16 protein-coding genes are annotated in these 17,100 nt (G+C 59.8%); 7 read left to right on the forward strand and 9 right to left on the reverse strand.

Annotated elements, in window-relative coordinates; all coding sequences use genetic code 11:
* The first annotated feature begins 25 nt into the window (after positions 1-25).
* The 3 genes from VIL80_RS14670 to VIL80_RS14680 are packed head-to-tail and all read left to right on the forward strand — an operon-like array spanning position 26 to position 3,675.
* Positions 26-1,426 (forward strand): phenylacetate--CoA ligase family protein, encoded by a 1,401-nt coding sequence (locus tag VIL80_RS14670; protein WP_332036841.1) that lies wholly within the window; start codon positions 26-28, stop codon positions 1,424-1,426.
* A 43-nt stretch (positions 1,427-1,469) separates the two neighbouring features.
* Positions 1,470-2,831, forward strand: coding sequence for an amidase (locus tag VIL80_RS14675; RefSeq protein WP_332036842.1), 1,362 nt, complete (start codon positions 1,470-1,472; stop codon positions 2,829-2,831).
* 22 nt (positions 2,832-2,853) lie between these two features.
* Positions 2,854-3,675 (forward strand): enoyl-CoA hydratase-related protein, encoded by an 822-nt coding sequence (locus tag VIL80_RS14680; protein ID WP_332036843.1) that lies wholly within the window; start codon positions 2,854-2,856, stop codon positions 3,673-3,675.
* A gap of 84 nt (positions 3,676-3,759) precedes the next feature.
* Here VIL80_RS14680 and VIL80_RS14685 read toward each other — a convergent pair whose 3' ends face one another.
* The 4 genes from VIL80_RS14685 to VIL80_RS14700 all read right to left on the reverse strand — a co-directional run bounded on the left by VIL80_RS14685 (position 3,760) and on the right by VIL80_RS14700 (position 7,455).
* A complete protein-coding gene (locus VIL80_RS14685) occupies positions 3,760-4,155 on the reverse strand; it encodes a hypothetical protein (protein ID WP_332036844.1) in 396 nt (131 codons plus the stop codon).
* 39 nt (positions 4,156-4,194) lie between these two features.
* A complete protein-coding gene (locus tag VIL80_RS14690; RefSeq protein ID WP_332036845.1) occupies positions 4,195-5,382 on the reverse strand; it encodes a class I SAM-dependent methyltransferase in 1,188 nt (395 codons plus the stop codon).
* A 100-nt stretch (positions 5,383-5,482) separates the two neighbouring features.
* Positions 5,483-6,172 carry a Crp/Fnr family transcriptional regulator gene (locus tag VIL80_RS14695; protein ID WP_332036846.1) on the reverse strand — a complete coding sequence of 230 codons (690 nt, stop codon included), beginning with the start codon at positions 6,170-6,172 and terminating at the stop codon, positions 5,483-5,485.
* Positions 6,173-6,243: 71 nt separating this feature from the next.
* Positions 6,244-7,455, reverse strand: a complete 1,212-nt coding sequence (locus VIL80_RS14700; RefSeq protein ID WP_332036847.1) for a CaiB/BaiF CoA transferase family protein — start codon at positions 7,453-7,455, stop codon at positions 6,244-6,246.
* A 140-nt stretch (positions 7,456-7,595) separates the two neighbouring features.
* Between VIL80_RS14700 and VIL80_RS14705 the strand changes: the two genes are divergently transcribed.
* Positions 7,596-8,549: a hydroxymethylglutaryl-CoA lyase gene (locus VIL80_RS14705; RefSeq protein ID WP_332036848.1), complete on the forward strand. Its 954-nt coding sequence runs from the start codon at positions 7,596-7,598 to the stop codon at positions 8,547-8,549.
* Positions 8,550-8,731: 182 nt separating this feature from the next.
* Here the strand turns inward: VIL80_RS14705 and VIL80_RS14710 are convergent, their stop codons facing one another.
* The 4 genes from VIL80_RS14710 to VIL80_RS14725 all read right to left on the reverse strand — a co-directional run bounded on the left by VIL80_RS14710 (position 8,732) and on the right by VIL80_RS14725 (position 12,550).
* Positions 8,732-9,262: a flavin reductase family protein gene (locus VIL80_RS14710; protein ID WP_332036849.1), complete on the reverse strand. Its 531-nt coding sequence runs from the start codon at positions 9,260-9,262 to the stop codon at positions 8,732-8,734.
* A complete protein-coding gene (locus VIL80_RS14715; protein WP_332036850.1) occupies positions 9,252-10,223 on the reverse strand; it encodes a hypothetical protein in 972 nt (323 codons plus the stop codon). Before VIL80_RS14715 ends, VIL80_RS14710 begins: the two co-directional genes overlap by 11 nt.
* A gap of 130 nt (positions 10,224-10,353) precedes the next feature.
* Entirely contained in the window at positions 10,354-11,763 is a 1,410-nt protein-coding gene (locus VIL80_RS14720) for an FAD-dependent oxidoreductase (RefSeq protein ID WP_332036851.1), read from the reverse strand.
* 142 nt (positions 11,764-11,905) lie between these two features.
* Positions 11,906-12,550 (reverse strand): hypothetical protein, encoded by a 645-nt coding sequence (locus tag VIL80_RS14725; RefSeq protein ID WP_332036852.1) that lies wholly within the window; start codon positions 12,548-12,550, stop codon positions 11,906-11,908.
* Between the two features lie 135 nt (positions 12,551-12,685).
* Here VIL80_RS14725 and VIL80_RS14730 point away from each other — a divergent pair, with 135 nt between their 5' ends.
* The 3 genes from VIL80_RS14730 (at position 12,686) to VIL80_RS14740 (ending at position 15,433) form a co-directional block, all read left to right on the forward strand.
* Positions 12,686-13,492, forward strand: coding sequence for an SDR family NAD(P)-dependent oxidoreductase (locus tag VIL80_RS14730; protein WP_332036853.1), 807 nt, complete (start codon positions 12,686-12,688; stop codon positions 13,490-13,492).
* Between the two features lie 447 nt (positions 13,493-13,939).
* Complete coding sequence (locus tag VIL80_RS14735) at positions 13,940-14,689, forward strand: alpha/beta hydrolase (RefSeq protein WP_332036854.1); 750 nt, start codon at positions 13,940-13,942, stop codon at positions 14,687-14,689.
* Positions 14,690-14,707: 18 nt separating this feature from the next.
* Complete coding sequence (locus VIL80_RS14740) at positions 14,708-15,433, forward strand: hypothetical protein (protein WP_332036855.1); 726 nt, start codon at positions 14,708-14,710, stop codon at positions 15,431-15,433.
* A gap of 95 nt (positions 15,434-15,528) precedes the next feature.
* On the opposite strand, the gene VIL80_RS14745 is transcribed toward VIL80_RS14740, so the two are convergent.
* On the reverse strand, positions 15,529-16,854 hold the full coding sequence (locus VIL80_RS14745; RefSeq protein WP_332036856.1) for an MFS transporter: 1,326 nt from the start codon (positions 16,852-16,854) through the stop codon (positions 15,529-15,531).
* Positions 16,855-17,100 lie beyond the last annotated feature (246 nt).

Here is a 17,100-nt window from a genome sequence, read left to right on the forward strand (position 1 = left end):
CACTGGAAGCGAGCGCAGATTTTTCATGCCTTACCCAAGTTATTTCGAGAGTTTTGATGTGCAACAGGCGCTGGCGGATTACCCGCTGGGTGACGCTTTCCTGGAAACCTATGCCGGTATGTCGCGGGACGCGTTGCGGGAGCTGCAGAACCAGCGCTTCCTGAAACTGGTGGCGAGGGGCTGGCAGATACCGTTTTACCAGCGGCTGTGGGGCGAGGCGGGTATTGAACCCGGCGATATCCGCAGTCTCGATGACATCGAAAAATTGCCGGTATTTTCCAAGTCCGAGATCATGCAGAGCGTGGAGCAGTTCCCGCCCATCGGTGATTTCAGCGGTCTCGACGGGCTGGCACCGGAGCAGCGTCCACCTGTTGTGTTCCATACCACCAGCGGTACTACGGGGCGGCCACAACCCATTATTTTTGGTCCGCGCGGGCGCGAGATCCAGGCCATGCTGGTGGCGCGGGCCTACCGTTTTATGGGGCTGAAGCCCGCGGCCACGGTGCAGTCCACTTATGGCCACGGCATGATCAACGGCGGGCACTATATTCGTGAGGCGGTGACTCGCTACACCAATGCGCTGTTCCTTTCCGCTGGTACCGGTCTTGAAACCCGCTCCGCACAGCAGGTACAGCTGATGCGTGATTTCGGCGTGAATGTGCTGGTGGGCTTTGCGGATTACATCAAGAAGCTCGCCAGTGTGGCAGAAGAAATGGGCATGAAGCCCGGTGAGGATCTGCCCATCGACATGATCATTGGCCACCTCGGGCAGGAAACCCGAGCGGCACTGAGTGAAGCCTGGGGCGGTGCCAAGCTTTACGACTGGTACGGCGTGGCGGATACCGGCTGTATCGCCGCGGAAGGCCCGGACCAGAATGGACTGTATGTGTGGGAAGATGCCCACTACCTGGAATTGCTCGATGTGGAAAGCGGACGGCCGGTGGCGGCGGGGGACACCGGCAACATGGTGGTCACCTGTCTGTACAAAGACGATATCTATCCGGTGATCCGCTTCAATACCTGCGACATCACCGCGGAAATTCCCGGCGAAAACCCGTACCAGCTGCCGTTCCGGCGCATCCGCGGTTTTCTCGGCCGCTCCGACAATATGGTCAAGCTGCGCGGTATCAATGTGTATCCCCACGGTATCGGCGGCATGCTGGCGGAACTGGAGAGCTTTACCGGCGAATACGTGTGTATCGCCGAGCGCGACGACAGTGGCCGCGAGACCCTCACGGTGCTGGTGGAGGTGGACGCTGCGGTGGAACAGCACTCCGAGATCGCGGGGCACTGTGCGGAACTGCTCAAGCGCAAACTGGGTATCGAAGTCGGGGTGGAACCGGTGGCCGCCGGTGGCACCGCGCAGTGGACCGAGATTGACCGACGCCAGAAACCCTTGCGTTTGATCGACCGGCGTTACGATTAACCGGCGTTTGATTGACGTTGCGGTAATTTTTTGGGGATTGCCAATGTTGCAACTCAGCGACAGTCTTTTGTGTGAGGATGCCGCCACTCTGGCGGCGCACCTGCAGCGCGGCGAAGTCACCAGTGAACAACTCACGGTGCGCACGCTGGCGGCAATAGATGAGACCCATGCTGCGATCAATGCCTATGTGTTTGTCGACCGTGAAGGCGCATTGGCAGCTGCCCGTGCGTCAGATACGCGAAGACAGGCGGGGGCGTCGTTGTCCGCCTACGATGGGCTCACCTTTGCGGTAAAGGACAATATCGCCGTGGCTGGGATGCCGACCGCCGATGGCCTGGGTTATGGCGGCGAGGCACCGGTTGCCGCAACGGATGCCGATGGGGTGGGCGCGTTGCGCCGTGCCGGCATGATTCCCCTTGGCAAACTGAATATGCACGAGATTGCCCTCGGTGCCACCAACGACAATCCCCACTGGGGGCGTTGTGAAAACCCGCTGCGCGCAGGTTTTACCCCCGGAGGCTCCAGTGGCGGCTCGGCGGCGGCAGTAGCCGCAGGGCTCTGTGCCTTTTCGCTGGGCACCGACACCATGGGTTCGGTGCGTATTCCCGCAAGCTATTGTGGTGTCAGCGGGCTCAAGCCGGGGCGCGGTTCCGTAAGTAACAACGGCGTCACCCGGTTGAGCCGGCAGCTCGATGCCATGGGTCCGCTGGCGCGTTCGAGTCGGGATTTGCGCGGCTTGTGGCCGCTGCTGCGGGAAACGGCCAGTGAAGAACGCCTTGGTCCCGCCGAGCTGGGGTCCACGCGCTGGGCGCTTATCGGTGACAGTGAGCAGCTGGGCGTGGCTGAAGAAATTTCCGCGGCGTTCCTGCGCTTTGCAGAAACATTGCCCGGCGCCATCCATGTGCAACGAAACTTCTCCGCGTGCGATTTTTCCGCAATACGCCGAGCTGGGCTGTTGATGTGCGAAGCGGAAGCGAACGTAACGTTTGCGCAACAGTTATCGCTGTCTCCAGCGCTGTTTTCCGACGACCTGCAGGGGTTGCTGCGATGGGGCGCTGCGCGCAGCGCGCCGGATCTGGTGCGTGCACAGGATGTGGTGCAGTCTGCGGGAGACTGGTTGCGTGCGCAGTTGCGGGGTGTGGATTTTCTGCTGACGCCGACGACCTTGCAGACCGCATTTCCGTTTGCCGAGGCGGCACCGGTAAACCAGGCGAACCTCACCGCTTGCGTGAATATGGCCGGCCTGGCGGCGATGAGTATTCCGCTGGGTGTTTCCAGTGATGGCCTGCCATTCGGTGTGCAGATTATCGCCCGCGCGGGTGCTGAGACCGCTTTGCTGGATACCAGTGTTGCGCTGGAGCAGTGGCTCTACAACCGGTCCGCTGCGTGTAACGAGCTGGCTTGATGACGACCAGGGAGACTGACGGATGACAACCGAAACACTGCAGGCGACAGGCGCAAAGATTGGCTATTCCGTCGAAGGCGGTCTCGCGCGCATCACCATTGATAACCCGGCGCAACGCAATGCCATGACCGTGGCCATGTGGGAGCAATTGTCGGGCCTGCTCGAGCGCGTAGCGGCGGATGACGCTATTCGCGCGGTGCAGCTCACCGGCGCGGGCGAGCGCGCCTTCTGTGCCGGTGCCAATATCGATGAGCTGGCGGCGGCGATGGAAAATCCGGCGGAAATGCGCCGGCAGAATGCGCTGATTCGCGAGGTACAGCTGCAGCTCGAGCAGCTGCCGCGCCCGACACTGGCGGTCATCCGCGGCGCCTGCTACGGCGGCGGTTGTGGCCTGGCGCTGGCCTGTGATATCCGCCTGGCTGACTGTGCGGCGACCTTTGCCATCACGCCCGCCAAGCTGGGAATTCTCTACAGCCTGGTGGACACCCGGCGACTGGTGAATGTTGTGGGTGCGGCCAATGCGCGGGACATGTTGCTCACCGGATTGCCGGTAACCGCGGTGCGGGCGCAGCAGATCGGTCTGGTGCAACACCTGGCGGAGGGCGCGGCCATGGAAACACTGGAGAGTGACCTGGTGCGGAGCCTGCTGGAAAACTCCCAGTACTCCCTGCGCTGGACCAAGGCCACGCTGGATTATCTCAGCGGGCATGCCGGTGAATCCGAAATGGGTGAGGGTAGGTTGCGACAGGCGTTCGATAGCGCGTTTTCCGCAAGCGATTTTCGCGAGGGCAGTGCGGCCTTCCTGGAGCGGCGCCGCGCGCAGTTTCGCTGGCCCGAGCAGTAACCCAGATACCAGCAGATAAAGCATGACGAAAAAGCCCGGCAAGTTTGCCGGGCTTTTTATGGTCTTTCTGGAGGAAAATCGGCGTTAGCTACTCGCCAGCTCTTCTATCAGTTCCTCAAGTTCGGTGGAGGCGCTGACATTTTCCTTGTGCGCCTGCTGCCGCGCTTCGCGGTCTTCGTCGAACTGTTCTATTTCCTGCTGGATCACCCGCAGGATGCGCGCAATAAACTCCTGGTGCCAGAGGCCGCGTTCGCGAGCGGCCGCCGTGTCGGGCTCGTAGTTTTCAATATCGGTACGTTGCAGCAGGTCGCGAGCTTCCAGCAGTCGTTCCAGGGTATCGATCCGTTCGCGGGCGACGGCGAGTTCGCCGGCAAGGGCCATCAGCATCGACAGTAGTCGATCCGTATCCGCGTCCTTGAAAAACACCGGGCGTTTGCCCCTGGCTTTGTTGCCCGCCATATCAATCGGGTCAAGTGTCATGACATTTCTCCGCATCTTTCCATCAATCGTCGTTGCGTGTCACTTGCTGGCGATATAGGTGTGCCAGGCCGGCTTGCGCCCGTAATCTTCGCTGTCGGCGGCAGCCTTGGCGGCACTGGGAAACAGGGTTTCGTCCACTACGGCGAATAGGCCGCGGGTGGTGATGTTTTCCCGCGCAAATCCCGCTTTTTCCATTGCCTCGAACAGGTCGAGGTCGTGCAGCGTGCCCCAGAAGGGCTCGTTGTTGTTGCGGGTATCCCAGTCGCGCATGAACTGCTCGTAGGGGGGCATTTCCGGCGTGAACTGGGGCTGTTCGATATGCACGACCTTGCCGCCATCAGCGAGCAGGCGGTGGGTTTCCGCGAGAATACGCGGTAGTGCCCGGCTCGAAGTTTCGTGCAGGAACATGCTGGTAATGATCAGGTCGAAGCTGCCATCTTCTGCCGCAATCGCCTCGGCGTTTTCCTGGCGGAACGTGATGTTGTCGATACCCATGGAGCGGGCCCGTGCATGGGCGTAACGCAGCACCGGGGCGGAGACATCAATGGCGAGGATCTCGGTATCCGGGAATGCCTGCGCCAACGGCACGATGTTGTGGCCGACGGTACAACCTATATCGAGAATGCGCTTGGGTTTGTAACCGGACGTCGCTTCTTCCCGCAACCATTCCACCAGCGCCTGGCCGCCACCATCACTGTAGCGGCCGAGCATGCCGGCGGTGGTGACAAAAATACCGCTGTCGTAGTTTGCGCCCGCGGCGATGTCTTCGTCGACGTATTCCGTGTGGTAGCTGCCGGGCATGCAGTGGGTGTCCACCGCGCTGACGTAGCGCGGAATCTCCACCGACGAATCCAGCTGCAGGGCATTGCTGCCCTGGTTAAGGCGGCGCGCTTTTTCAACGAGGTCCGGCAACTGGCGGAACACCATGGTGCGGCTGTTCTGCTGGCGCATTTCCATGGTGTTGCGGCGCAGGCTGCTCCACAGTTGGTAGATGGGCTCGCGCTTCAATAGCTCGCCGACCTCGCGCCGGTTTGCCGGTTCCGAACCGGCCTCCGCGCGGCTGTCATAGGCCTTGCGCACACCCGGAAGTACCCGGGATGCAAGGTGCATATTCAGGTTGGTGAGAAAGTTGAAACGTGCGATTTCATCGTGACGGGCTTCGGGAAATACACCGTGACGCCCGACCGCATTCCAGGCGGGGGGGACCTGCCGGTCTGTATCTGCCATGGGCAACTCCGCAGTTAGCGAGGATTTTCGCTAGTCTAGCGCTGCGCAAAATACTGCCCATGATAATTGTCAACTTGTGTGGCACGCGCGCGGACGCGCGTCAGTGCACGCTGGCCAGTTCTTCCAGCACGCTGCGATCGAGCACGCGGATGCGGTGGGCACTCACGATTTCGATCAGTTGCATGGCCTTTAGGCGGGCAAAGGCCCGGCTCACGGTTTCAATGGTAAGCCCCAGATAATCGGCAATATCCTGACGGCTCATGATGAGCTCGATATCGGCATTCTGCGCTCCGCACTGCCGGCGTCCGATCTGGTCCAGCAGGAAACACAGGCGCTCGTGGGCCTTTTTCTGACCGAGGGCGAACAACTGATCCAGGGTTTGGGCCAGTACGTTGCCACCGATCTGGCGCGCATTGGCCTTGAGGGTGGGGAAGCGGTCTACCAGGGTCAGGAATTCCCTGCGCGGGAAAATCTGCAATTCCGCTTCACGCAGGCAGACCACGCTGTATTCGTAATCGTCGGTATTGGTAAATCCGATGTAGTCACCGGGGTAGGCAAAGGCGATCACCTGGCGACGACCGGAGCGCGAAAGGCGCTCGATCATGAGCGTGCCGGCGACCACTACATACACGTGCTGGGCGGCGCTGTACTGGCGAATCAGCTGTTCGCCGGAGGGTAGCCGGCGGCGCTGGCAGATCGCGGTGAGTTCTGCCAGTTCGCCGTGGCCGAGGCCGCGAAACAGCTTGGAGTGGAAAAACGTTTCCGGAGGTCTCAGCGCGGGGCTGTTCACAGTGGCCTGTCCTCTATTACATCTTTCCGCAGACTAATCGCAAAGGTGGCAGCTGTCCACGTCGGGTGCGGTCAGTCGACCGTCTCCTCGAGACGGCTGCTGCGCAATACCCCGTGCTCGAGCAGTGCCTTGATCTGGCTCTCGCTCAGGCCCAGTGCCCGCGCGACCTCGATACTGTGCTCACCGGCCTTGGGCAGGTCCCGGCGCAAGCCGGGGCGGTGGCCGTTGAACTCCACCGGCAGTGCCGGCAGGCGTGCCGACTGGCCGTTCTCAAGGGTGATATTGACCAGACCACCGGCGGCATTCAGGTGGGGGTCGTCGAACAGGTCGGCGGGTTTGTTGATCGGGGCGAAGGGGATGCCGGCGCGATCCAGTCTCGCCATCATTTCCGTCTTCGGCAGGCTGGCAAACAGCGCGCTGATACGGGGCATCAGGCGCTCCCGCGCGGCGACACGTCCGGCGTTGCTGGCGAGCGTCGGGTCTTCGGCGAGATCCGTCAGGTTGAATTCACTGCAGAAGGCCCGCCACAGGGTGTCACTCACCACGCCGACGAAAACGCGATCGCCCTCGGCACTGTGGAAGATGTCGTACACCGACCAGGCGCTGCGGCGCACAGACATGGGCGGGGGCTCTTCCCCGGTCACGGCCTGCTGCGCCATGTGCTGGCCCACCAGGAAGGCGGTGGTCTCAAACAGCGAGCTGGTCACGTGTTGGCCGTGTCCGGTCGCATGGCGTTGCTGTAAGGCAGAAAGAATCGCGATGACCCCGAACATGCCGCCGGTAATGTCGATCACCGAAGTACCGGCGCGCAGTGGGCGGTCGGGCAGGCCGGTCATGTAGGCCAGCCCCCCCATCATCTGGGTAACTTCATCCAGTGCGGTGCGGTGTTCATAGGGGCCGCTGAGAAACCCTTTCAGGGAGCAGTAGATCAGGCCCGGGTTGCGCTGACTGAGTGCCGGATAGCCAAAACCGAGTCTATCCATGGCGCCGTGGCGGAAGTTCTCGATCACCACGTCGGCCTCGTCCACCAGCCGCAGGGCGATATCCCGGCCCTCCGGGGATTTCAGGTCCAGCGCCAGGCTGCGTTTGTTGCGGTTATACATCGCGAAGTAGCCGGCACCCGAGCCCTGAAGCCGCCGGGTATTATCCCCGTCGAAGGGCTCGACCTTGGTGACCTCTGCGCCCAGGTCTGCAAGGATGCCGCCCGCGGCGGGCCCCATGACCATGTGGGTAAATTCCACCACCTTGATGCCGGCGAGCGGCAAGACTTCCTGATGTGCCATCTACGGCTCTCCACTGATATACATTGTCCCGTGCAGGTTGCGATATGATATAATAATATAACAATAGATCAAGTGGCTGGTTCCAACGGGACCGGCCGGCAGGCGCGAAATGCCAGGGTAAACAGACGAGGGAAGTTGGCGTGGGTGAAATCGATATCGAAATCAGTGAAGTAGGGCCTCGGGACGGTCTGCAGAGCATCAGCACCATCATGGCGACGGCAGACAAGAAGCGCTGGATTTCAGCACTTGCGGCTGCCGGTCTGCGGGAAATTGAGGTCGGCTCCTTCGTGCCGGCAAAAGTGTTGCCGCAGCTGGCAGACACCGCGGAGATAGTGCAGTTTGCGCGCACCATTCCCGGGCTCACGGTGGCGGTGCTGGTGCCCAACCTGCGCGGTGCAGAGGCTGCTGTGGCGGCCGGCGCGCACAAGCTGACTATCCCGCTGTCGGTGAGTGAGACCCACAGCCTGAAAAACCTGCGCCGCACGCACCAGCAGGTACTGGACGAGGTGCGGGGCATTCGCGCGTTGTTAAACGACCTGCCGCCGGAGCAGCGGCCGAGTTTTGAGGGCAGCCTGTCTACCTGTTTTGGTTGCACCCTGGAGGGGCCGGTGGCCGAAGACGCGGTACTGCGCCTCGGTGAGGCGTTGATGGAGGCCGGTTGTGATGAAGTCGGGCTGTCGGACACCACCGGCTACGGCAATCCGACCCAGGTGCGGCGGATGATTCGCCGTGTGTGGGAGCATCTGGGGCGCGAGGCGCTGCACGGTATTCACCTGCACAACACCCGGGGGCAGGGGCTGGCCAATGTGCTGGCGGCCATCGAGCAAGGTATAACCACGGTGGATGCTTCCATGGGCGGAATTGGCGGTTGTCCTTTTGCCCCGGGTGCCAGTGGCAATATCGTTACCGAGGATCTGGTGTTCCTGCTTGAAGCCATGGGGTATCGCACCGGGGTGGATTTTGAAAAATTGATGGCGGCGCGGCAAGTACTCGCGGCAGCCCTGCCGGAGGAGCCCCTGTACGGATTTTTGCCGGATGCGGGACTGCCCAAGGGGTTCCAGCGTGCGGGAAGCCCGCAGGCGGAAATCGCCTGAGATTTCCAGGTTTGTATTAGCGGAAGTTTCTTAACGTTTTTTGCCTGTTGCCGCGCGGTAGTGGAGTTGTTTTGGCTTCACTCCGCGCGGCTTTTTTATTTACGCAAATTTATTTGCGCAAAATAAAAAAAACCGGCAGCGGGGCTGCCGGTCAACACGACCATCAAGAGAACAAGGAAAAATCAGGCAATGCGGGCGTAGCGACCGCGATGGAACAGCAGTGGTTCACGATCCTGGGTGTGCATGGTCTCGACCCTGCCGACCATGATGAGGTGGTCACCACCGTCATAGCGGGCCGCGACGGAACACTGCAGGCGGGCACAGAAATCGTGGAGCAGCGGAATACCGTCGTTGCTCACTTCGTAATCCAGTCCGGAAAAGCGGTCTACGCCGCGGCGAGCGAACAGGGTGGAGAGAGACTCCTGCTCTTCGCTCAGCACATGGATGGCAAAATGCTCACAGCTGTTGAAGGCGTCAAAGCAGCCGGTAGTTTTGCCGATGCACCAGAGAATCAGCGGCGGCTCCAGGGATACCGTATTGAAACTGCTTGCGGTCATACCCACAGGTTCGCCGGCATCCCCGCCGGTAGTGATGATGGTGACACCGGTGGCGAACTGGCCGAACACCTGGCGCAGCTGCAGTGGTTCAACAGCGTGTTGGCGTGCCTCAATTACAGGGCTGATTGGTCTCAGTAATTCCGCTTCAGTCGACATGGTTCGCTCCCAGTATCAGGTCACCCTGTTCCCAGCGCAGCACGCCGAAGGTGGTGTATTTTTCTTTCTGCGATTGCATGAACTGCCAGGCGCATACCAGGGTGTAATCTTCATCTACCTGAGTTTCCCGCGACCACAGCTTGAAGGCCTGGCCGAATACGTGGCGCACGGAGTAGAGGTAGCGCCCGTAGGACATGCCATTGCCGAACATATCCGGACCGTGGTACTGGTGGTGGTTGCCGGTGCGGGTGCGCATCGCGGTCCACTTGGCATTGATCACCCCGCTGATCTCGATGGTCTGCTCGGAATGCAGCAGGTTCAGCGGCTTGTGGTGGATGACCACGTCGTTGTGGCCGATCAGTTCCTGCTTGTCGTTGTACACCTCGAAACGACCGGAGAACTTGCCCGCGTGCTTTACCGGCAGGTTGAATGGGCGTTTGCCGTCCTGCTTTTCTTTTTCCAGGAATGCGTCGACGCGCTTCTGGGTGGCCGGATTGGTCTGGTGATCCTGGGTGACGACATAGAGGCCGTTGAACACGCCGACCAGGGTGTCTGCCTCAAACAGCTGGGACGAATACACCTGGATACCGAGTTCCGGCACCACGTGATTCATGGTGCGAAGATTGACGTTCCAGCCCGGGGAGAAGTAGTTGGAATCCACCAGCAGCCCGTAGGGGCGGCCGCTGCCGATAAAATCCGGACCGGTGTAAATGCGGTCCTGGTCGGAATCGATCACGCCAAAGCGGAACGGGGAGCCGATTTCGAAGCGGTCGTTCAGCGGACCGGTGGCGTCGAAGCGGGTGTTCATCCAGTAGGTGGTGCGACCGTTTTCGAATTCGCTGGCGCGGCTGACTTTGTTGTAGCCCACATGGGTGCCGTCGGCCTCAAACAGTGAGGGCAGGCCGTGCCATTCGCCTTCAATTGCTTTCTGCCAGTTGCTGGGTTTTTTATCGTTGCTCATAGGTGTTCTACCGGTTCTGCGTCATTGCGTCATGCGCCATGATGTCGTTGCTATGCAGGCGTGCATGGACATTATTCGGCTTTGTCAGGTGCCATCGTAACCTGCGCACGCCTGCCTGCCTTGTCAAATATCAATTCTGCATGATCGGCACGGTCTGTTCACTGAGCACACCGGCCTGCTTGCAGGCATCACCGGCAAGCGCGAAGCCCTGTAATTGACCGTTGCGGGAGACAAAGTGCGCGACCACCCCCTGTGCGTCATTGCGTTCGTATTGCCACTCGCCATCGGCGTTGCGCGCTGGTGGGGACGCGGTCACCGGGCACAGGGTGGTCTTGATACTGACGGGCATATTGCCGTAATGCACCGGGCTTGGGTTGCCTGTGAGGGTTTGTGCCAGCGCGCGTGCGCCAGCCAGCAATGGCGCAACATAGCAGAGGTTGTGGCCGTCCACTTCCGCACAATCACCCAGGGCGTAGACGTGTTCTGCACTGGTGGCCAGATAGCGGTCGGTGACTATGCCGCGGGCAACGCGGATGCCGCAGCGCTCTGCCAGCCCCACCCGCGGGCGCACACCAATGGCGCTGATCACTCGGTCGATTTGTAGCTGGGTGCCGTCAGCCAGTTCGGCGCGGATACCGCCAGCGGTATAGTCGAGTGTCCTGACCGTGGTGCCGAGATGGAAGTGGACCCCGGCAGTCGCCAGGGTGTTTTGCACCAGGCTGCCCGCGACCGGAGGTATCAGGCTGCCGAGCACATTTTCCTGGGGCTCGACCACATGTACGTCAAACCCGGACTGGATCAGGTCGTTGGCGTATTCACAGCCAATGAGTCCGCCGCCGATCACCAGCACGGATCTGGCGCCGGGGAGCGCGGTATAAAAACGCTGGAAGTCCTGCAGGTCATTGATGCTGAACGCGCAGCCCGCGGCAGTGCCTGCTACGGGGGGCTCTATGGGGTCGGAGCCGAGGGCCAGCACCAGTTTGGCGTAGTGAATGCGCTGGTCGTGCGAGCCCGCGCGCAGGGACAAAATCCTGGACGCAGTGTCTACCGCAGTGACATGGCTAAAGGTCAGTATCTGGGCGTTGAGGCTTTCCGCCATTTCCCGTGCGGTGTTGCCGACCAGTTGCTCCGGTGTGCGCTGTTTGTGCAATGCGGTGCTGAGTTGCGGTTTCGAATAGTGCGCGCCGTCGTCCGCGGAAATCATGATCAGCGGTACTATCTGGTCAAGTTTGCGTAGCTCCTTGGCCAGGTGGTACCCGGCGAGCCCGGTGCCAACGATAACAATCGGCTCGAGGCTGAAGTCCACTTGCGACGATGCGGCGACCTGCAGTGGAGCGGGGGCGGAATCAGAGGCCATTGCTATGCGGCGCACCTCGATCATCTCGAAATCGTCTTTGCCTACACCGCACTCCGGGCACTGCCAGTCTTTGGGAATGTCTTCCCAGCGGGTGCCGGGCGCAATGCCGTCTTCCGGTGAGCCCTTGGATTCATCGTAAACCCAGCCGCAAACCAGGCACTCCCAAATTCGATACTCCTGCATGTGCTACTTCCCGATCGTTATTACTTTGTTGTCGGAATGCCGCAGCGGATGTCTGCGGCAGATGGGCACAGCATAAAAAGGTGTGTTTCCCCGGTGGATGACAATTATCAAGCCCGGTGCCACACCCTGTATCAAGCGGGGTTCAGGCGGGTGTCGATTGCACCAGGTGTTGCCAGATGGAGGAGCTGAAGGGCGTTTCATGCACCGGGCCGTCAGTGCCGCGGGGATCCAGTGGGTGGCGGCGGTCACAGGTAGGGGACAGTCTTACCCCGCGGGCGGTGAGCGTGCGGGTGGCCACCCCTTCGCGGTACAGCACCGTATGCCGAACCCGCTGGCCCGGCGCGGTGAGGATGATGAAATCCGGCTCCATATACACGTCGCACGCCCGCCCCAGCTGCAGGGCGTTGAAGGTCAGAATGCCCACGCCGCCGGATACCCCGACATTTTCATAGGCGCCCGGACCAAGCGGATCGAACACCAGCAGGTTATCGCGCAGCTGGCCGGTAAAGGTCTTTGCGGTGGGATTGCGGCCGCGAAAGTGAACGTTGGTCAATTGCAGTTTCTGTCCGTCGAAATCCAGATAAACCAGGTTGTCGAACGGGCTTGGTCCCGGTGTGCCACTGCCGGCAGTGGTGTCATCCTCAAGTGGGCGGCCATCGAGGTGGAACAATTCCACCTGGTCGTGCCAGGTACCGCGCATGAGCATCAGGTTGTAGCCCACCGAGCCGATGGGGAAGGTGGGGTAGCTGTTGGCATTTGCGGGTTTTTCAGCAGAGATTTCGGACATATCGGTTATCGTCTTGCATTAAAGATAATAATGATATAACAATAACTCAAAATGGTGCTGGCAGCCAGTGCATCACTACAGGTTGCCACTAATTCGACGTTGCCTGGGCATGGCTCTTAGTAGGGAGGGGGTTTGATGAAAACGGTGGTAATTACAGGTAGTACCCGCGGTATCGGACGTGGACTGGCTGAAAATTTCCTGGCCAGTGGCTGTCGGGTCATCGTCAGTGCGCGCTCCCAGTCCAAGGTGGATGAGGCGGTCCGTGAATTGCAGGCATCGTATGGCGCTGATGCGGTGGCCGGGTTGCGCTGCGACATCACCTCCGAGCAGCAACTGGCGGAGCTGTGGGCGTTTGCCAGCACAAAGGGTCCGGTGGATTACTGGATCAACAACGCGGGCATGAGCATTGTGCGCAAACCTCTTGCGGAACAGTCTGCCGACGACCTGCGCAGTATTGTCGACACCAATCTCACCGGGCTGCTGCTTGCCTGCAAGGTGGCTCTGGCCGGAATGCAGCAGCAGGGGCACGGCCAGATCTGGAACATGGAAGGGTTCGGCAGCACCGGGCAGACTGCACCGGGCATGGCGGCCTACGGGGCCACCAAGCGCGCGCTCAACTACCTGAATAAGGCCTTGCAGAAAGAGGTGAAGGGTAGTGCGGTGCAGGTCAATACGCTGAGCCCAGGTATCGTGGTCACCGATCTGCTGGTGGGCGATTACGATCTCACCTCCAGCGAGTGGCAGAAAACCCGAAAGATTCTGAATATTCTCGGTGACACCGTTGAAACCGTGACACCGTATCTCGTGCGAGGCATTTTGAGCGCGCAGAAATCCGGTAGCAAGGTGGCCTGGCTGACCGGGCGCAAGGCCTTCTGGCGTTTCCTTACCGCTGGCTTCAACAAGCGCGACCTGTTTGCCGGGTACGAGTCCAGCCCCGCCTGATTCTTTTCTGCGAGTTCTTTCCCTCCTGCCTGTAGTAATGGCAGGGGGGCTCTCCGGCTCTTTCTCTCGTCACTTTCTCCGCGTACTTTCTCCGGTCATTTTCTCCAGTTGCGGTTTTCGCTTCTGGCCTCTCACCGCGCCTGTAGGTCGGTAGACTGTTTCACAGATTTTTCCCGAGTGGACGAATTGGCTGCCAATGTTTGCACATGGCCGGGTTTCACTATTGCAGTGGGTTCGGGTTGCACACTATAAACGCAAACACATAATGATATATAAATATAACGTTATGTTTTTATACCTTTAATTTGGCGTTGTTGTCTGGCAAGACGTCGCCGGAGGTTATTGCTTTGCGGTCCTGCGGTGGTCCCGCCCGGGGGAGGGCGGCCGCACGGTTGGGCATCGGCAAGCCAGAACCCAGATCCAGTGAAACTTTTTCAGGAGAAAGCCATGAGGCTCACCAGATTTGTAAGGATTGCGGGATTTTTTGCCGTTGTATTGATGTATCACGCCGATGCCAATGCGGATGCACAGGCCGAGGTAGACGCGGCCATGACGTCGTCACCTTCGGTGAAGGTGTTCCAGAAGCGGGATTTTACCGGCGTATCCCTGTTTTTCGGTTTTGATCCGGTCAGCCCGGTAAGCGACCGGGGTGTGCTCATCTACCCGGGTGCGTTTGTCGATCCGCGCAACTATGCGCCGCTGGCCCGGCACTTTGCCGACCAGGGATACCCTGCGGCCGTGGTGACGCCGCCGTTTAACTTCGGCTTCCTGGGTACCCACTATGGCACCTATGCGAAAAACTACTGGCGCGGTGAGGTGGTCGACTGGGTGGTAGCCGGGCACTCGCTGGGCGGCACTGTGGCTGCCCTCTGGGTGGATAATAATCGTTCGCCCAGTGATGGTATTGCGGCACTGGTTTTGCTTGCGTCTTACCCAGATTCCCTCACCGACCTCTCGGATCTTGCGATCCCGGTAACCTCCATCTGGGGTTCGGAAGATGGTCTGACCACGCAAAGTGATATCGACGGCAGCCGCAATCAGCTGCCGGCAAATACACGTTATGTGAAAATCGAGGGCGGCAACCATACCCAGTTCTATTACTGGGACTCGCTGCAAGACAATGACAACCCGGCATTGATCAGCCGGGAAGATCAGCAGGCCATTGTCGAGCAGGAAATTGCCTCGCTGCTGAATTGAGGTTGAGGTCAGTTTGGCTTGGCACCGGTCTTTCGGGACCGGTGCTTTTATGTTTTTAACGGGGGTTGTGTGCTCAGTCTTTTATTTTTCGCGCTGGCGATTTCACATCTGGGGCTGTTTGTTTACAGTTTGCGACAGCAGGGCCTGGGTTTTCCGATATGGTTTTTGCGCTGTCTGCTGCTGGCCCTGGCATTCGACAATCTGGTGATCGCCCTCGGTCCACTACTTATTGCGTGGCCCGGCTATGTGGTGCTGAGCACGTTGCGTTTCTGGGTACATGCCCTGCTGCTGCCCGTATTGCTGGTTTTTGTCGCCTGTATTTTGTGCGAAAAATTAAAAAGCGAACGCGTGCGGAACTGGCTACCGCGCATTGCGTGGCTGCTGGCGGGTCTTGCCATTGCCTTTGGTTATATTTTTGATCTGGCATCGCTCGAACTGGTCGTGGCAGATTTCTATCCGCGCCTTGTTGCCTCTGATGCGCAGCCGCCATTTGCCACCATAGCCGTCAATCTCGTTGTGGTAATTTCCGGGATATGGCTGTGGCGCAAGGCCCAGTGGCCATGGCTGTTTCTGGGGGCCCTGCAGATCTTTTTGCTGAATGGTTTGAGCGCGGGGCGCGAATGGGGTTTTTGCGTCGGTAATATCGCGGAACTTCTGTTTGTCTTCAGTCTTTGGTTGACCATGAATACACAGCTGAAGCCCAAGGATATACGTGATCGGCTACAGCCGCTGAAAGCCTTTTGAGGAAAGTCTTGCAGCGAGATTCTTGAATCGCTGCGACTGGAGATCAATAAAAAAGCCCGCATGCGCGGGCTTTTTTATTGATCGTTCGAACCTTGTTACGCGGCGTCGCCAATTGTGTGCGGTTGCGCCTCCAGGCCTGCGGTGCGTCTTTCGAGCAGGATGGCCCATACCAGTACCAGTGCCGCCACGATACTGAAAAACACGAATGGGCCCGATGCCCTCCAGGTGTCAAACAGGTAACCGCCGACCACGCTCGCCACCAGGATACCCACGGCACCAGACAGGGTGAAGAACCCAATGACCGCGCCGCGGTGGGATTCCGGTGCCTGCTGCGCGACGAGTACGCCGCTGGTGATGATGCAACCGATTTCCCCGAGGCCAATCAGTACCGCACACACGATCATGCCGGGCGTGAAGGGGTCGTGGATAAAAATGGTTGAACCGTAGCCGATCGCCGAAACCAGCAGCGCAATGATGAGGGCGCGCACGCGGTTTATCCGGTCCGCCATGATTCCAAACAGCGGCGCGCCCATAAGGGCGCAGCCCTGCGCGATGCCGACAATCATGCCCGCGCGTGCCAGCGCATCCGCACGGCTCATGCCCATCTCTGTGGTGCCGTAGTTGGTCACCCACAGCGTAAAGAAAGTCCCCACGATCATCAGGTTGCCGCGCGCCACAAACGAGGCGCCGTAGGCCAGTGCAATGCGTGCATCCCGCGCGGCACGCAGGCCGTTGCGGGCGATGCTCAGCAGGCTTTCGCTGTGCTCGCTGGGGGCACGGCTGCCGGCCTTGAGGCCGGTCAGCATCAGGATCCCGGTGATAAAGGAAATGGCGGCAACAATGCTGTATGTCTGGATGCCGGCCTCATGGGCGCTGGCGCCACCGCGCTGGAGTATCGCGGGCAGCTGCAGCAACAGGAACACGCAGATCATCGCGCCGACGCCGTTCATCACACCCTGTAACCCGGTGGCGCGGCCGCGGCTGTCGTCCTGCACATAGTCCGCGACCAGGGCGACAATGGTGGTGGTTACCGCCGCCAGTCCGACCGCGTAAACCAGGCGGATGATGAGTAGTTCGCCGACAGTGCTGGCGTGGGGGTACAGTGCGATACCGGCAGACATCACTAAAAAGCCAAAACCGGTCACCGGTCGACGGCCGAAGCGGTCTGAGAGTGGACCGAAAATGGCGACCGCGATGATGATGGCAATCTCCGCCCAGAAGTTCAGCAGTCCGCTCACCATTCCGTGCCGTTCCTGCGGGATATTGAGGAATTCGGTCAGCAGGAATGGCTGGCTCTGGGGAATGAAGGAGGCGAACATGATGGCCGTGAGGCAGGCGAAATAAAACGTCAGTACATTCGGGGCGGTGACGTTTTCCGCGAGGCTTAGGCCGAGAAATCGGCGTTCCTGTTGAGTTGCCATGGCAGTGTCTCCCTGGTGGTCGGTAATTGTACTTTGTTATCTGGCGCGAACTTTGTATCGATATTACGTCGCTGGATCTTATTTGGATTCTTGTTGAAAAGATATAATGATAGTAGTTTATAACAAATGTCCCGATAACAAACTGTAAGGCTTCACGCATCCGGCGCGGGAGGCAGTCTTGGAGGTAGATCGCAAAATGAGCAAAAAAACCATTCGCGTGGCGGCGGCACAATTCCACGTCGGTAC

Source organism: Microbulbifer sp. (assembly GCF_036563125.1).
In the GTDB taxonomy this organism is placed as follows: Bacteria; Pseudomonadota; Gammaproteobacteria; order Pseudomonadales; family Cellvibrionaceae; genus Microbulbifer.

Bases quoted from the DNA above. Each gene is read 5' to 3' on its own strand.
- VIL80_RS14670 (WP_332036841.1), top strand. From the start codon at position 26: ATGCCTTACCCAAGTTATTTCGAGAGTTTTGATGTGCAACAGGCGCTG.
- VIL80_RS14675 (WP_332036842.1), top strand. From the start codon at position 1,470: ATGTTGCAACTCAGCGACAGTCTTTTGTGTGAGGATGCCGCCACTCTG.
- VIL80_RS14680 (WP_332036843.1), top strand. From the start codon at position 2,854: ATGACAACCGAAACACTGCAGGCGACAGGCGCAAAGATTGGCTATTCC.
- VIL80_RS14685 (WP_332036844.1), bottom strand. From the start codon at position 4,155: ATGACACTTGACCCGATTGATATGGCGGGCAACAAAGCCAGGGGCAAA.
- VIL80_RS14690 (WP_332036845.1), bottom strand. From the start codon at position 5,382: ATGGCAGATACAGACCGGCAGGTCCCCCCCGCCTGGAATGCGGTCGGG.
- VIL80_RS14700 (WP_332036847.1), bottom strand. From the start codon at position 7,455: ATGGCACATCAGGAAGTCTTGCCGCTCGCCGGCATCAAGGTGGTGGAA.
- VIL80_RS14710 (WP_332036849.1), bottom strand. From the start codon at position 9,262: ATGTCGACTGAAGCGGAATTACTGAGACCAATCAGCCCTGTAATTGAG.
- VIL80_RS14715 (WP_332036850.1), bottom strand. From the start codon at position 10,223: ATGAGCAACGATAAAAAACCCAGCAACTGGCAGAAAGCAATTGAAGGC.
- VIL80_RS14720 (WP_332036851.1), bottom strand. From the start codon at position 11,763: ATGCAGGAGTATCGAATTTGGGAGTGCCTGGTTTGCGGCTGGGTTTAC.
- VIL80_RS14725 (WP_332036852.1), bottom strand. From the start codon at position 12,550: ATGTCCGAAATCTCTGCTGAAAAACCCGCAAATGCCAACAGCTACCCC.
- VIL80_RS14730 (WP_332036853.1), top strand. From the start codon at position 12,686: ATGAAAACGGTGGTAATTACAGGTAGTACCCGCGGTATCGGACGTGGA.
- VIL80_RS14735 (WP_332036854.1), top strand. From the start codon at position 13,940: ATGAGGCTCACCAGATTTGTAAGGATTGCGGGATTTTTTGCCGTTGTA.
- VIL80_RS14745 (WP_332036856.1), bottom strand. From the start codon at position 16,854: ATGGCAACTCAACAGGAACGCCGATTTCTCGGCCTAAGCCTCGCGGAA.